The 14,944-nt window shown below is 68.7% G+C and carries 13 protein-coding genes and 1 pseudogene; all 14 read left to right on the forward strand.

Annotated features, from left to right (window positions below):
- Positions 1-668: 668 nt before the first annotated feature.
- The 14 genes and pseudogenes from NL1_RS13580 (at position 669) to NL1_RS13645 (ending at position 14,921) form a co-directional block, all read left to right on the forward strand.
- Entirely contained in the window at positions 669-1,514 is an 846-nt protein-coding gene (locus NL1_RS13580) for a DMT family transporter (protein WP_067839098.1), read from the forward strand.
- A 364-nt stretch (positions 1,515-1,878) separates the two neighbouring features.
- Positions 1,879-3,315 (forward strand): GuaB1 family IMP dehydrogenase-related protein, encoded by a 1,437-nt coding sequence (locus NL1_RS13585; RefSeq protein WP_067838892.1) that lies wholly within the window; start codon positions 1,879-1,881, stop codon positions 3,313-3,315.
- Positions 3,316-3,579: 264 nt separating this feature from the next.
- Positions 3,580-4,965, forward strand: coding sequence for a hemolysin family protein (locus tag NL1_RS13590; protein WP_067839101.1), 1,386 nt, complete (start codon positions 3,580-3,582; stop codon positions 4,963-4,965).
- Positions 4,958-6,022 (forward strand): hemolysin family protein, encoded by a 1,065-nt coding sequence (locus tag NL1_RS13595; RefSeq protein ID WP_067838894.1) that lies wholly within the window; start codon positions 4,958-4,960, stop codon positions 6,020-6,022. The genes NL1_RS13590 and NL1_RS13595 overlap by 8 nt, the downstream gene beginning before the upstream one ends.
- Positions 6,023-6,194: 172 nt before the next feature.
- Positions 6,195-7,250 (forward strand): 3-methyladenine DNA glycosylase, encoded by a 1,056-nt coding sequence (locus NL1_RS39430; protein WP_245673245.1) that lies wholly within the window; start codon positions 6,195-6,197, stop codon positions 7,248-7,250.
- 65 nt (positions 7,251-7,315) lie between these two features.
- Positions 7,316-8,170 carry a helix-turn-helix transcriptional regulator gene (locus NL1_RS13605; protein WP_067838897.1) on the forward strand — a complete coding sequence of 285 codons (855 nt, stop codon included), beginning with the start codon at positions 7,316-7,318 and terminating at the stop codon, positions 8,168-8,170.
- Between the two features lie 68 nt (positions 8,171-8,238).
- A complete protein-coding gene (locus tag NL1_RS13610; RefSeq protein WP_067838901.1) occupies positions 8,239-9,027 on the forward strand; it encodes a glucose 1-dehydrogenase in 789 nt (262 codons plus the stop codon).
- A gap of 79 nt (positions 9,028-9,106) precedes the next feature.
- The gene (locus NL1_RS13615) at positions 9,107-10,333 is read left to right on the forward strand and encodes an NAD(P)/FAD-dependent oxidoreductase (protein ID WP_067838904.1); all 1,227 of its coding nucleotides are present in this window, start codon (positions 9,107-9,109) and stop codon (positions 10,331-10,333) included.
- A gap of 177 nt (positions 10,334-10,510) precedes the next feature.
- Complete coding sequence (locus tag NL1_RS13620; RefSeq protein WP_067839104.1) at positions 10,511-11,071, forward strand: 2,4'-dihydroxyacetophenone dioxygenase family protein; 561 nt, start codon at positions 10,511-10,513, stop codon at positions 11,069-11,071.
- Positions 11,071-12,153, forward strand: coding sequence for a zinc-binding dehydrogenase (locus NL1_RS13625; RefSeq protein ID WP_067838907.1), 1,083 nt, complete (start codon positions 11,071-11,073; stop codon positions 12,151-12,153). The genes NL1_RS13620 and NL1_RS13625 overlap by 1 nt, the downstream gene beginning before the upstream one ends.
- Positions 12,154-12,401: 248 nt before the next feature.
- Positions 12,402-12,785 (forward strand): annotated as a pseudogene (locus NL1_RS13630) (AMP-binding enzyme); the annotation flags it as partial.
- A gap of 24 nt (positions 12,786-12,809) precedes the next feature.
- Positions 12,810-13,862, forward strand: coding sequence for an AraC family transcriptional regulator (locus NL1_RS13635; protein ID WP_067838913.1), 1,053 nt, complete (start codon positions 12,810-12,812; stop codon positions 13,860-13,862).
- A 162-nt stretch (positions 13,863-14,024) separates the two neighbouring features.
- Positions 14,025-14,423 carry a DUF1330 domain-containing protein gene (locus NL1_RS13640; protein ID WP_067838917.1) on the forward strand — a complete coding sequence of 133 codons (399 nt, stop codon included), beginning with the start codon at positions 14,025-14,027 and terminating at the stop codon, positions 14,421-14,423.
- A gap of 102 nt (positions 14,424-14,525) precedes the next feature.
- Positions 14,526-14,921 carry a MarR family winged helix-turn-helix transcriptional regulator gene (locus NL1_RS13645; protein WP_156094833.1) on the forward strand — a complete coding sequence of 132 codons (396 nt, stop codon included), beginning with the start codon at positions 14,526-14,528 and terminating at the stop codon, positions 14,919-14,921.
- Positions 14,922-14,944: the final 23 nt, after the last annotated feature.

The raw sequence follows: 14,944 nt of genomic DNA on the forward strand, positions 1-14,944 counted from the left end.
CCAGCCCCGCCGCCGCGCCACAGGCGGCGGCCAACGCCGCCGCACCAACTGACCGCCTGTCCACTACCCGGTTCCGCCGCTGCGGACGGTGCGATGGCCCCGGATCGCCACCGCACCAAATCCCTCGATCGGATCCCCTCGCGCCGAGGCCCATACTCCTTCCCCTAGGACATGCGGCGGACGCCGCTACACCGACGTCACCTCGGCGCGGGCCACCCCCAACGCCCGTTCACCGGCACGTGTGCCCTCGCAGACCATGTGCACGCCTCGCAGACGATCTGAGCTCTGCGAGGCGCACAGAAGATCTGCGAAGACGCCGGTTGATATGGAGTCGGGACGCCACCGCACGCCCAACCGCCAAGATCCACGTGTCGGTGAACCCTTCACGCACACCTTTCGCACGGCTCACACAGGCGTCAAGGCTGTGAGGCGTGCACACGCTGTGTGACCGCGTCGGCCGGTGCGACAGCGGCGACTCTGCCCGCACGGCCGAGGCCTGTGGCAGGTATGCCGGTTCCACACTCTTTCTGGACGCCTCACACAGGAGCCGCCTATGTGAGGCGGGCAAAGGGTCTGTGGGCAGGCGCGACACGCCCGGGATGCACGGGCGACGCGCCGGGTGGGGCGGGCGGATCGGCGGGTCGGCTATCGCAGGGCAAACTGGGTTGGTGCCGCATCATCCGCTGGGGGCCGTGGTCTGTGCGCTCGTTGCCGCGCTGTTGTTCGCGGTGGCCGCGGTGGCGCAGCAGCGGGCCGCGGCGGCGGTGCCGGAGGAGCAGTCGCTGGTGGGGACGCTCGTGCGCAGTCCGCGATGGTGGGCCGGGATCGGTGGGGACGCGGGTGGGTACGCGATGCAGGTCGCGGCGCTCGCGCTGGGGGCCGTGCTGCTGGTGCAGCCGATTCTGGTGAGTGCGCTGGTGTTCGCGCTGCCGCTCTCGGCGCGGCTCAACAACAGGCGGGTCGGGGCGCGCAGTTGGGCGGCCGCGCTGGCGCTTGTCGGGGCGCTGGCCTGCTTTCTCCTGGTCGGCAATCCGTCCGAAGGGGATTCGACTGCGCCGCTGCGTGATTGGGTCGTCCCGCTGGCGATTCTGCTTGGCGCGATCGGCGGCGCGGTCGCGCTGGCGCTCGGCACGGCCGACGGCGGTCGCCGCGCCCTGTTGTTCGGCGCCGCGGGCGGCGCGCTGTACGGGCTGGCCGCCGCGCTCACCTCCTACGTCACCGATCTGTTCGAGCACGGTCTCGGCCACGTCCTCGGCAGCTGGCAGACCTGGGCGCTCCTCGCCTCCGGCCTGCTCGGCGTCTACCTCCAGCAGCGCGCCTTCCAAGCAGGCACGCTCACCGCCTCGCTGCCCGCCGTCACGATCGCCGAACCGCTCGCGGCCGCATTCCTCGGCCTGACGGTGCTCAACGAACACCTGCGCACCAACGGTTTCGGAGTGGTGATCACCGCCATCGCCGTGCTCGTCATGTGCGCCACCGCAATTCAGCTGTCCCGCGCACAAGCCGCAGCCTGATCGACCCCATCACGGCTCGCCGCGCCGCCCAGCGTCATCGGCTTACCGTCCAGCGCACGGCGCCCGGCGACACCGAAGCCCGCACAGCCGATCTTGTTCAGGCTCGCCCTGTTCCACCGACACGCCGCGCACGGGCAGCCGCCCTGATCGACCACATCCTGGCCCTTCACGCCCGGCCTTCCTGGTTCGTCCACCAACGCAGCAACACCCGGGGACACCGCCACCACCGCATCCGATCTTGTTCGGACTCCCCCTATTCCGCAGCCACACAGCACACGGACACCCCGTCCCGCTCGATGGGACCGCTCCGCCGGACGCCGAGGAATTGCCCCGCCGGTCCGAGGTCCCGGTTAGTATTGGTCAAGTGCAGTTTCTCCCTGGACACCAGCCGCCGTACGACCTCACCTACGACGACCTCTTCCTCGTCCCGAACCGGACCGACGTCGCGTCCCGATTCGACGTGGACCTGTCGACCGTCGACGGTTCCGGCACCACCATTCCCATCGTCGTGGCGAACATGACCGCTGTCGCGGGCCGCCGCATGGCCGAGACCGTCGCCCGGCGCGGCGGCATCGTGGTCCTGCCGCAGGACCTGCCGATCAGCGCGGCCGCCGACACCATCGCGTTCGTCAAGAGCCGTTCCCTCACCGCAGACACCCCGGTCACGCTGGACCCGGATCGGTCGGTCTCGGAGGCCGTGGCGCTGATGCACAAGCGTGCGCACGGCGCGCTGGTGGTGGTCGACGCGGGCAAGCCGGTCGGCGTGGTCACCGAGACCGCGTGCACCGACGTGGACCGCTTCGCCCGCCTGCGCGAGGTGGCCGTCACCGATTTCGTCCACGCACCCGCCAGCACCTCCCCCCGCGACCTGTTCGACATGCTCGAGGCCGAGCACGCGCACCTGGCCGTGCTCACCGCCGAGGACGGCACGCTGACCGGCGTGATGACCCGCACCGGCGCCATCCGCGCGGGCATCTACCAGCCCAACGTCGACGGCAACGGCACGCTGCGCGTCGCCGCCGCGGTGGGCATCAACGGCGACGTGGCCGCGAAGGCCAAGGCGCTGGTCGACGCGGGCGCCGACCTGCTCGTCATCGACACCGCGCACGGCCACCAGGAGAAGATGCTCGAAACGCTGCGCGCTGTCGCCGATCTCGGCCTCGGCGTGCCACTGGTGGCGGGCAACGTGGTCTCCGCCGACGGCACCCGAGATCTGGCCGCGGCGGGCGCGGACATCATCAAGGTCGGCGTCGGCCCCGGCGCCATGTGCACCACGAGGATGATGACCGGCGTCGGCCGCCCGCAGTTCTCGGCGGTGGCCGAATGTGCTACGGCCGCAAAGGAACTCGGCGTGCACATCTGGGCGGACGGTGGCGTCCGGCACCCGCGCGACGTGGCGCTCGCACTGGCCGCGGGCGCGTCCAATGTGATGATCGGCTCCTGGTTCGCAGGCACCTACGAGTCGCCCGGCGATCTGCGCGTGGACCGCGACGGCAACGCCTACAAGGAGAGCTTCGGCATGGCCTCCAAGCGCGCCGTCGCCGCACGCACCGCCACCGACAGCGGCTTCGACCGGGCGCGCAAGGCGCTGTTCGAAGAGGGCATCTCCAGCTCGCGCATGCGACTGGATCCCGAGCGTCCCGGCGTCGAGGACCTGATCGACCACATCTGCTCCGGTGTGCGCAGCGCCTGCACCTACGCGGGCGCCCGCACGCTCACCGAGTTCCACGACAAGGCCGTGCTCGGCGTGCAGTCCGCTGCGGGCTTCGCGGAAGGACGTCCGCTGCCCAGCGGTTGGTGAGCACCGACACGCGAAGAGGACGGATACCGGGCGACGCGATCCACCGCGTCGGCCGGTAGCATGGTGGTTGCCGGTTTTCCCGGCACCACGATTTCCGCATGCCGAAAGGAACAAGTTGTCACCCGCGTCCGAGGGCGCCGCACAGGAGGGCTCCTCTACCGAGCCGGGTGACAAACCCGGCGCTCTCCTTCCCGCAGCAAGCCACCCCGAACCAGCTCGTCCCCGCGTGTCCCGTAGTTCCGCGCTCCGCGGGCGGTGTTGATCGTGTCCGCCGCCCTCACCGTTCTCAGCCTGGTCGGATTCATCGCCCTCACCGCAGGCACCGCGCTGTTCGTCGCGGCCGAATTCTCTCTCACCGCCCTGGAACGCAGCACCGTCGAGGCGCACGCCCGCACCGGTGACGTGCGCTCGCGGATGGTGCGTCAAGCGCATCGCACGCTCTCGTTCCAGCTGTCCGGCGCCCAGCTCGGCATCACCATCACCACACTCATCACGGGCTACATCGCCGAGCCGGTCATCGCCCGCCTGCTGGCGCCGGTGTTCACCGCGGCAGGCTTGAACTCGGGTGCGGCGAACGGCGTCTCGCTCGCGCTGGCCTTGGTGCTGGCCACCTCGCTGTCGATGATCTACGGCGAGCTGGTGCCCAAGAACATCGCCATCGCCAAGCCGATGGCGACCGCGCGGATGACCGCGGGCCCGATGGTCGCCTTCTCGGTGGTGTTCAAGTGGATGATCCACTTCCTGAACAGCACCGCGAACTGGGTGGTGCGCCGCCTCGGCGTCGAACCCGCGGAGGAACTGCGCTCGGCGCGTTCACCGCAGGAACTCGGATCGCTGGTGCGCACCTCGGCGCAGCGCGGCGCCCTCGACCAGCGCACCGCACTGGTGATGGACCGTTCGCTGCAGTTCGGCGAGCGCAGCGCCGAAGAACTGATGACGCCCCGGGTGAAGGTCGAGTCGCTGGACAAGTCCGACACCATCGCCGATCTGATCGCGGCCGCCAGCCGCACCGGCTTCTCCCGGTTCCCGGTGATCGATGGCGATCTCGACAACGCACTCGGCGTGGTGCACGTCAAGCAGGCGTTCACCCATCCGGCGAATGTGCGGCGCACCACTCCGCTGCAGCTGCTGGCCCGCCCCGTTCCGGTGGTGCCCGCCAGCCTCGACGGTGACGAAGTGCTCGAACGCGTCCGCGCCGACGGCATGCAGGTCGCGCTGGTCGTCGACGAGTACGGCGGCACCGCGGGCCTGGTCACCATGGAGGACCTGATCGAGGAGATCCTCGGCGACGTGCGCGACGAGCACGACGAGGAGGAGCGCGACGTGCGGCGGGTCTCCGACGGCTGGGACTGCTCGGGCCTGCTGCGCATCGACGAGGTCTCCCGCGCCACCGGCTACGACGCGCCCGAGGGCGAATACGAAACCCTCGGCGGACTGGTGCTGACCGGCCTCGGCCGCATACCCGTGGTCGGCGACGAGGTGGTGCTGCCCAATCCCACGGCCAACAGACACCCGAATGGCCACGACGACGGCGGCTGGATCGCCAGGGTCGAACGCATGGACGGCCGCCGCATCGACCGGGTCCGGCTGATCCCGGTCACCCCGGAGGCGCTGATCGCCCGCACGCAACAGGAGCACAGCCATGGGTGATCTGTTCGGCATCCTGCTCACGGTGGTGCTGCTGGCGGGTAACGCCTTCTTCGTCGCCGCCGAATTCGCGCTGATCTCCGCGCGCCGCGACCGGCTCGAGGCGCTGGCCGCTCAGGGTAAGCGCAACGCCACCACGGTCATCCGGGCCGGCGAGAACCTGTCGATGATGCTCGCCGCCGCGCAGCTGGGCATCACGATCTGTTCGATCCTGCTCGGCCGCGTCGGCGAACCGGCCGTCGCGCACCTGCTGGAGGGGCCGTTCGACCTGCTCGGCCTGCCCGACCAGCTGCTGCATCCGGTGGCGTTCGCCGTCGCGCTGACCATCGTGGTGATCCTGCACATCCTCTTCGGCGAGATGATCCCGAAGAACATCGCCCTGGCCGGGCCGGAACGCAGTGCGCTGCTGCTTGTTCCGATGCATCTGATGTGGCTGCGGGTGGCCCGCCCGCTGATCGCGCTCTACAACCTGGCGGCCAACCTGTCACTGCGGCTGCTGCGCATCGAACCCAAGGACGAGCTGGATGCCACCGTGTCCAGCGTGGAGCTCGCCGAGATGATCGGCGAATCCCGTTCGGAGGGGCTGCTCGACGAGGAGGAGCACCGCCGCCTCACCCAGGCGCTCGGCACCTCCGAGCGGATCGTCGCCGATGTGATGGTGCCGCTGGCCACGACTCGCTCGGTGCCGTTGCGCGGCGACGGAACCACGCTCGGCGACATCGAGACCGCGGTCGCGGAGACCGGCTTCTCCCGCTACCCGGTGTGCGCCGATGACGGTTCGCTGGTCGGCTACCTGCACGTCAAGGACGTACTGGACAAGGTCGCCGACGACGACGCCGGCCCGAACACCCCGATTCCGCGCACCGACATCCGTCCGCTCCCGACGGTCGGCGCGTCCGCGACGCTGTTCGAGGCACTGGCCCGCCTGCGCCGCACCAGCAGCCACCTGGGGCGCGTCGTCGACGCCCACGGCAACACCGTGGGCATCGTCGCGCTGGAGGACCTGGTCGAGGAGTTCGTCGGCACGGTCCGCGACACCACCCACCGGATCGCCGAATGATGTTCCCCGCCACCGTATTCCCTCGCGGCATCGCGCCGTGCGGCACGGTGGCGCGGTCCGGCTTCACGCCACGCGCTCACTTCACGGACCATCGAGCAGACGACGATCGGCTGCCGCTCGGAATGTGTCACCCGCAGGGGCACGCGGGCCGGTTCGCTCGGGAGTCGGCGTGATGGTCGAAAGCGTATTGGCGGAGCAGGATTGGCGAGTGCGTGCCGCCGCCTACCAGGCGCGGTTGGACGAGCTCGTCGGGCCGTACCTGGAGCGGCGGGCCGCTGGTTCCGTGCATCCGGTGATCGATTTCCTGTTCACCTACTACGGCAACAAGCCTGCTCAGTTGCGCCGGTGGCATCCCGGTTTCGGCGTCGGGTTGGCCGGTGCGCGCGAGTACAAGGGTGCCCGGGGGTACCACCGGGCGCCTGGGGTGTCGGACCAGGTCACGGCGCCCGACTCGTTCAGCCGGATCACGGCGCCCGAGTCATTCAGCCAGGTCGCCACGCACGATCGATACGGCCATACGGTGGCACTCGAACGGTCCGCCGCGGCCGAGCCGGGTGGCGAGCGCGGAGTCTCGGGCGCGACTGGTCGGGAGCCGGGACCGGTTTTCACGGCGGACCCCGCGTATCTGGCGCGCCGCCGCGACACCATCGAGTTCGTCGCGAACCTGTTGCGCGCTACCGCATCCCGTCCGGCGCAGCTGTCCTGCTTCGGGCTGCACGAGTGGGCGATGGTGTACCGCACCGATGACGTCCGCCACCGGCAGGTCCCGCTGCGGCTCGGCTCGACGGGCACTGACGCGGTGGTCGAAGCGATGTCTTTGCGCTGCACCCACTTCGACGCCTTCCGCTTCTTCACCCCGGAGGCCGTCGGCCGCAACGCCCAGCCGCTCACCCGCGCCGACCAGGTGACCAGGGAACAACCCGGCTGCCTGCATGCCAATATGGATCTCTACAAGTGGAGTTTCAAGCTCGTCCCGCTCGTCTCCTCTCAGCTGCTGCTCGAATGCTTCGAATTGGCATGCGACGCACGCGAACTCGACATGCGCGCCAGCCCCTACGACCTCGGCGAGTACGACTACACCCCGATCCCCATCGAAACCCCGTCCGGCCGCGCGGAGTACGTCCGCCGACAGGCCGAACTCGCCGAGCGGGCCGCGGCCCTGCGCGGCGCTTTGCTCGCCACCTGTGAGAAGCTGCTCGAAGCAGGCGCGGAGCACGCCGTCGGATAAGCCGCTGCACGGCAAAGCATGTCAGGGCGGCCGCCACCCACTGCGTTCAATTGTTACCGTGGCATATGCCCAGCGAATCCCCCGCGGCGGCGACTCAGCGCCGCGAGCAGCTCCGCGATTTCCTGCGCACCCGCCGCGCCCGGCTCACCCCCGGTGACGTCGGGTTGGTCACCGCGGGCAAACGGCGGACGCCGGGGCTGCGCAGGGAGGAGGTCGCCCTGCTGGCGGGGGTCGGCGTCTCCTGGTACACGTGGCTCGAGCAAGGGCGCGATATCAAGGTGTCGGCCGAGGTCCTCGACGCGGTCGGGCGTGCGCTGCGCCTGACCGAGCCCGAGCACGCGCACCTCTACGTGCTGGCCGGTCTCAATCCGCCGCAGGCCGGTGGAACGCGCGACACCGAGGTCGCATCGGAGCTTCGGCAGCTGGTCGACGCGTGGACACCGCGCCCGGCGATCCTGCGCGACCCCTACTGGAACCTGCTCGCGATCAACGATGTGACGCGCACCGTCTTCGGATACGACGACACCGACCACAACTGCCTCGTCTCGTTCTTCACCAACGCCCGCTACCGCGGCATGCACGACCCGTGGGCGTCCATCGCGCCCGCGGTCGTCGCTGCTTTCCGTGCCGACGCCGCCCGGGCCCCCGGCGATCCCGAGTTCCGCCGCGTGGTGGACGAACTCTGCGCGGTGAGCACCGAATTCGCCGAGTTGTGGGCGCGCCACGATGTCGGCGTCCCGGGGCAAGGCGTGAAAGCGGTGCGCCATCCCGAGGCGGGCGAGCTGTACTTCGATACGACCACCCTGGTCGTCGCGGACCGCCCCGATCGCATCCTCGAGCTGTACAACCCGAAGCCCGGCACCGCGACCGAACAGCGCGTCGCTCAGCTCCTGCGCACCCCGGTGGCCACGTCGGCCTGACTGGTGTTGCCAGACCCACGTTCACCACGCACTGTTTGCCATGCGCCGCGCTAGGCAGGCTGAATGCCATGACGCACAGCACTTCCCAATCGCCCGGCAGCTCCCGCTACCAGGGCAAGATCGCGCTCATCACCGGCGGCTCCAGCGGGATGGGCCTGGCCACCGCCCGGCGGCTGCTCGCCGAGGGCGCCACGGTGGTGATCACCGGCCGCGACAAGAGCCGCCTCGATGCCGCCGTCGAAGAACTCGGCGGCGGCGCTCATGTCCTCGCGGTCCCCGGTGACACATCCAGCCTGGCCGATCTCGACGCGCTCGCCGACGCGATCCGGCAGCGCTTCGGACGCCTGGACGTGGTCTTCGCCAACGCGGGCGTCGCCTCGTTCCAGCCACACGCCGAAGTCACCGAGGCCGAGTTCGGCCGCGTGGTCGACATCAACTTCAAGGGCGTGTTCTTCACCCTCCAGAAGACGCTGCCGCTGCTGTCCGACGGCGCGGCGATCGTCGTCAACGCCTCCTGGACGCTGCATCGCGGCATGCCGGGCGGCTCGCTGTACGCGGCGACCAAGGCCGCGGTGCACAACCTGGCGCACACCCTCGCCGCGGAACTGGGGCCGAGGCGAATCCGCGTCAACTCGGTGAGCCCCGGCTACATCGAGACCCCGATGTTCCACGCCGAAGTGTCCGCCGAGGCGCAGGCCGTCGTCGTCGGCGAGGTGGTCGCCGGACGCATCGGCACCGCCGAAGACGTCGCCGACGCCGTGGCGTTCCTCGCCTCCGGCGAAGCGTCGTACATCAACGGCCAGGATCTGATCATCGACGGCGGGCTGGTCGCGTCGATCCCGGGCAAGCTCCTCTAGGCGAAACCTTCTCGGCCGCAAGGGAGCGTCCCAGCGCTGCCAGGACCACCGGTGCCGGACTCGAGATTAGAATGACGATGTGCAGCGCGCTGCAGCGACCGATCCTTCGCGTGTCGTGGTTCTCGGGTCCGGGTTTGCGGGTCTGTGGGCGGCGCTCGCGGCGGCCCGGCGGCTCGACGAGCTCGGTGTGGCGGTCGGAACCGTCGATGTCACGATGATCAGTTCCACGCCGTACCACGACATCCGCGTGCGCGACTACGAGACCGATCTGAGCGCATCCCGCATCCCGCTGAGCGCTCTACTCGATCCGGTGGGAATCGAGCACATCCTCGGCGAAGTGACGGCGATCGATCCTGTGGCGCGGGTCGTGAAATCCACCGCGGGCGCGCACGGCTACGACCGGCTGGTGCTCGCGCTGGGCAGCCAGGTGGTCAAGCCCGATATCCCTGGCCTGCGGGAGTTCGGTTTCGATATCGACACCCATGACGCAGCGACCAGACTGCAAGCCCACCTGCGCCGGCTTGCCGAGGGCCCCGCTGACCCGGCGGCCGCGACAGTAGTTGTCGTCGGGGCAGGTTTGACGGGGATCGAAGAGGCGACTGAGCTGCCCGCGATGCTCGCCGACGCCTTTGCCACGCGTGCCGTCGCACCGCGGGTCATCCTGATCGACCGCAACCCGTTCGTCGGCTCGGACATGGGCGCATCGGCGCGACCGGTCATCGAGGCAGCGCTGGCCTGCATCGGGATAGAGACCAAGGTGGGCGTCGGGGTCGTCGCCATCGACGAGCGCGCCGTGACGCTCTCCTCGGGTGAAGTGGTGACCGCCGCCACCGTCGTCTGGTGTGCAGGCATGCGGGCCAACCCGCTGACCGCAGACTTGGGGGTCGACCGTGACCGGCTGGGTCGACTCCCCGTCGACGATTTCCTGCGGGTCTGCGGCGTGCCCGGGGTATTCGCCGCCGGTGACGTCGCCGCCGCAAAAATGGACGACGAGCATATGTCGGTGATGTCCTGCCAGCACAGCCGCCCGATGGGCCGATGGGCCGGATACAACGTCATCGGTGATCTTCTGGGCAAGCCCATGAAGCCGTTGCGGATCCCTTGGTATGTAACGGTTCTCGATCTGGGAACGGCAGGCGCGGTGTATACCGAGGGCTGGGACCGCCAGGTGGTCGCGTGCGGCGAGGAGGCCAAAAACACCAAGCGCGCCATCAACACCCGGCGTATCTATCCTCCGTTGAACCGCGACCGCGACGCATTGCTGGCCGCCGCCGCGCCCGAACTGCAGGCCGCGCCCGGGCATTGACCCGAGTATTCGGGCACGCCTGACAGGCCGCCCACGTGTCCTCTTCTGTCAAATCATCGTCCTCTCTCGTCAATACGAGAGTGAGGTAGGTCACGCATTGTTGGGGAAGTCGATTCGAACGACACCCCGCTACGACGAGACCGCTTGCGGGTGAATTCACTCGCGGAAGGAAATCCGATGACCCTGAAGATCAGCCCGGCGCCGATGAAGACCAGTTCGGGGGCGCCGTTGCCGCTCGTCGCTCTGCCGCAGGGCGAGTTGCTGACCGTCAACGAGCAGAACATCCCGCTGATCCATGACGCCCTCGGTCCGGGTGTGCACTTCAAGCCGCTGCGTCTGGATCTCGAGGCGGGCTGCTGGGTAGTGCTGGCGAGGTTCAGCCCCGGCGCGAAAGTGCCTTTGCACTACCACACCGGCATCGCCGAGGCGTACACCCTGTCGGGCAGCTGGCACTATCTGGAATACCCCGACCAGCTGCAGACCGCGGGATCGTATCTGTACGAACCGGGCGGGTCCGTGCACACCTTCGTGTGCCCGGAGTCCAACACCGAGGACACCACACTGTTCATCCGCGTCGAGGGTGGAAACGTCAACTTCTCCGAGGACGGCCAGTTCCACTCGATTCTCGATGCCGTCACGATCCGTCATCTCACCGAGCAGCTGTCGGTGGCACAGGGAGTGGCCCCGGTCGACTACCTCGGCGGCGGCGCGGCCGGTTTCATGGCGCGGGAGTCCTGATGCGTGCAGTGGTGATGCAGGACGGCAAGCTGCGCGTCGAAGAGGTCGCCGAACCCGTTGCGGGGGCCGGTGAGGTGCTCGTCGAGGTGTTGGCCTGCGGGATCTGCGGTTCGGATCTGCACTGCGCCGCCCATGGCGCCGAGCTCAACGCGGCGACGCGCACCGCGCTGGGCGTGGAGTTGATGGACCTGGCCCGGCCGGTCGTGTTCGGCCACGAGTTCGTCGGCCGTGTCGTGTCCTACGGACCGGGCACCGCCCAGCGGATCCCGATCGGAAGCCGCGTGGTGTCGATGCCGGCGCTGCTGCGGGATCAGCCCGTCTATCTCGGCTTCGCCGGTCCGGAGGCGCCCGGCGCGTATGCCGAGCGCATCGTGTTGTCCGAGGCGTTGCTCATCGAGGTACCCGAAGACGTGCCCACCGAGCTGGCGGCACTGACCGAGCCGCTGGCGGTGGCCTATCGGACGGTGGCCAAGGCCGAACTCGCACAGCACGCCGTCCCGTTCGTGGTCGGGTGCGGTCCCATCGGGCTGGCGGTGATCGCGATTCTGCGGATGCGCGGGTGCGGTCCGATCATCGCCGCGGATCTGTCTCCCGAACGGCGCGAGCTGGCAAGGCGGCTGGGCGCCGACGTGGTGGTCGACCCCGCTGTCGATGACCCGTACCAGGTGTGGATGGCCGCAGCGGCCACCGACGATCCGGACAAGATGGCGGCCCCGACCACGCTGGCCGGCCCGCTGCCGCTGTGTCCCACCGTCGCGTTCGAATGTGTCGGTGTCCCGGGGATCATCCAGCAGCTGGTGGCGGGCTCGCCCGCCGGGACGCGCATCGTCGTGGCCGGATTGTGCATGACCACGGATACTTTCGAGCCTGCGCAGGCGATCCTGAAGGAACTCGACATCCGGTTCGTGCTGATGTACACGCCGGAGGAGTTCGCGGCGACGTTCGCCCACCTCGCAGCAGGTGAGCTCGAGGTGGCCCCGCTGCTCACCGGCACCGTGGGCATGGACGCCGTCGCCGATGCCTTCGAGCGACTGCGCACCTCACCGGCCGACGCGAAGATCCTCATCGATCCGACCCTCTGAACCACAGACGTGGTCCGGTCCCGCCCGCGTGCCGTCGAACACAACCGACGGCGGGCGGGACCACTCGCGCCACCGATTCCCTTGAACGACAGCGCTACTGAGGCTGGGCGCACCCTCAGCGCCACATCGCCCCAGTTGGCTCGGCCATCCCCGGCGTCTCGCGCACACACCGCCCGATAAAGGAAGACGCGCTCGTGCAGCCACGATCGACTGCGCCCCGCAGCCGCTACACCGAGGTCTATCGGCGCAGCATCGAAGCCGTTGTCGCGGCGCACCCGGCCGTCGCCGAATGCGCGGTGATCGAGCTGCACGATGCCCCCGAGGGCCAACGCCCCAGCGGCTACGTGGTACTCGAATCCGGCGCCGATTTCGACCCGGAGACCCTCCGCACCGAACTGGTGACCATGGTGGGCGACCAGATCGGACCCGTGGCGACCTTCCGCGACGTCACAATCGTCGCGGCCCTGCCCAAGACCCGATCCGGCAAGATTCTGCGCAAGATCATGCGCCAGATCGCCTCGCGCGAGCACTACGCCGTGCCGTCGACCCTCGAGGACCCCTCCGTACTGGCCGATCCGGAGACTGTGCTGGCCACAATGCGCGATCCAGCTCACCGACGTATTGACAGTTGAGGACAAAGAAGGACCACTAGAGATATGACTGTGATCCGCGGCACAGCACTGAGTGGATACCGGCGTCTGGTCTCCGAACTCGGTGGTGACCCTGTCGAACTGCTGCGCTCGGCAGGCATCCGGCAGGAAGATGCGGGTAACAGCGAGGTGTTTCTGCCCTATCGGCGCGTCGTCCGCGCCGTGGAACTCGGCGCGAGCTTGGCACCCGACTTCGGTCGCCGGCTCGCGCTGCGACAGGGCATCGAGATCCTCGGCCCGGTCGGAGTCGCCGCGCGTACCGCGGCGAGCGTGGCCGATGCGTTTGCCATCTTCGATACCTACATGGCCGCGTACAGTCCGGCGATCAGCGGGCACATCGCTGCGCTCGACGACCCCGCGCGTTCCTTGTTCGAGTTCAAAATTCTGACGACGGACTTGCCGCCGCATGCTCAGGCGACGGAATTGTCGCTGGGGACCATACTGCAGGTGTTCCGTTTCCTGCTGGGTGCCGACTACGTACCGCTCGGGGTGTACCTGCCGCACGAACCACTCACCCCGCCCGACGACTACCAGCAGTATTTCGGCTGCACCCCGCACTTCGCGCAACGGATCACCGGCTTCACCCTTCGAACCTCTGATCTCTCTCGCACCCTCGCCCGGGACGAGATCGCGCACCGAGCAGTGGTTCAGTACCTCGACACGATCGTCAGCGGGCGCGAACCGGGCATGGGTGGATCGGTGCCCGACATCGTCCGACAGTTGCTGCCCACCGGTTCGGCGAACCTGAAAGTCATTGCCGCGCAATTCGACCTGCACCCCAAGGCGCTGCAGCGACGACTGGCCGCCGAAGGGACGAATTTCGCCACCGTAGTCGACGAAGTCCGCCGGAAGACAGCCGAGCGGTATCTGCGCGACACCGATATCAGTCTCGTCCACCTGGCCCACGAACTCGGATACGCCGAACAGAGCGTTCTGACTCGTTCCTGCCAACGCTGGTTCGGCCGCGGCCCCGCCGCTCACCGGCGATGGTTACGCACTGTTCCGTCCGGCGTCCCGAATTCGCTTCCCGCCGGCGGGCACGACAGCACCAGCCCGTAGAGCCGGTCATTGTCAGCGCATCCGACTGTCGGTTTTCGACCACGCGTCATGGGACATGTCCTCTAGGGCCAACTATTTGTCCTCCACTGTCAAGACGGCCATGGGATGGGTCACGAATTATTGGGGGCGGCAGAGACGCCGATCACAGTGTTAGGGAGAGCCATGACCGCGACAGCACGCCACATCGACCCGACCGAGCAGCAGGTGAAGACGCTTGCCGAGGCCGCCAAGGCCAGTGACGAACCGGTGATGATGGTGAACCTGCTCGCGTTCAACGACGCAGGCGGGCGCGAGAGCTACCTGCGCTATGCCGCCGAGGTGCAGCCCCACCTCGACCGAGTCGGTGCCACGATCGTGTGCGTGGCCGATGCCGCCCAGGTCGTCATCGGCGAGGGGGCCAAGCCGTGGTGGGACACGATCCTGATCGTTCGGTACCCGTCGCGGGCGAAATTCCTCGAAATGGTGCTCGACCCCGGCTATCAGGCGATCTCCGTGCACCGCACCGAGGCGCTGGAAACCTCCGGCCTCATCGCGACAAACCCGTGGCCCGCAGAGATCTGACGATCCACGCGATCGCCGATCCGAGGCGGTCGGCGGTCCCGCCGACGCCGACCCGACCGAGGCCGTCGCGTTCGTCCATGGCCACCCGGTCCCCGTTCGTCCTTGCGCTCCATCCACCTTTTCGCGAAGGTCACCGACCGCTACACCCGCGAGTACGAGGCCGCCGCGGCTCGCCACGGCCTCACCCCTCAGCAAGCGAAGGCACTGATCGTCCTGGACGAGGCCCCTCTGCCCATGCGTCGCGTCGCCGAACGACTGGGAGCCGAACCGTCCAACCTCACCGGCATCGTGGACCGCTTGGAGAACCGGGGCCTCGTCGAACGCCGGCCCGAACCCAACGACCGGCGAATCAAGCTTCTCGCCACCACGGACGCCGGGAAAGCAGCAGCCCAAGACCTGCGCAGCCGTCTGCGCTTCGCCCGCAACCCGCTCGCCGCCCTCGATGAAGACCAGCGTCGCGACCTGCGCAACCTGCTGCAACTGATGACCGAGGAGTAGAGATCAGGTCAGCACACCCACCA

The organism is Nocardia lijiangensis NBRC 108240 (assembly GCF_001613045.1).
Classification (GTDB): domain Bacteria; phylum Actinomycetota; class Actinomycetes; order Mycobacteriales; family Mycobacteriaceae; genus Nocardia; species Nocardia lijiangensis.

Excerpts from the sequence above, each read along its gene's own strand:
- NL1_RS13595 (WP_067838894.1), top strand. The coding sequence starts at position 4,958 with ATGGGTGATCTGTTCGGCATCCTGCTCACGGTGGTGCTGCTGGCGGGT.
- NL1_RS39430 (WP_245673245.1), top strand. The coding sequence starts at position 6,195 with ATGGTCGAAAGCGTATTGGCGGAGCAGGATTGGCGAGTGCGTGCCGCC.
- NL1_RS13605 (WP_067838897.1), top strand. The coding sequence starts at position 7,316 with ATGCCCAGCGAATCCCCCGCGGCGGCGACTCAGCGCCGCGAGCAGCTC.
- NL1_RS13610 (WP_067838901.1), top strand. The coding sequence starts at position 8,239 with ATGACGCACAGCACTTCCCAATCGCCCGGCAGCTCCCGCTACCAGGGC.
- NL1_RS13620 (WP_067839104.1), top strand. The coding sequence starts at position 10,511 with ATGACCCTGAAGATCAGCCCGGCGCCGATGAAGACCAGTTCGGGGGCG.
- NL1_RS13625 (WP_067838907.1), top strand. The coding sequence starts at position 11,071 with ATGCGTGCAGTGGTGATGCAGGACGGCAAGCTGCGCGTCGAAGAGGTC.
- NL1_RS13635 (WP_067838913.1), top strand. The coding sequence starts at position 12,810 with ATGACTGTGATCCGCGGCACAGCACTGAGTGGATACCGGCGTCTGGTC.
- NL1_RS13640 (WP_067838917.1), top strand. The coding sequence starts at position 14,025 with ATGACCGCGACAGCACGCCACATCGACCCGACCGAGCAGCAGGTGAAG.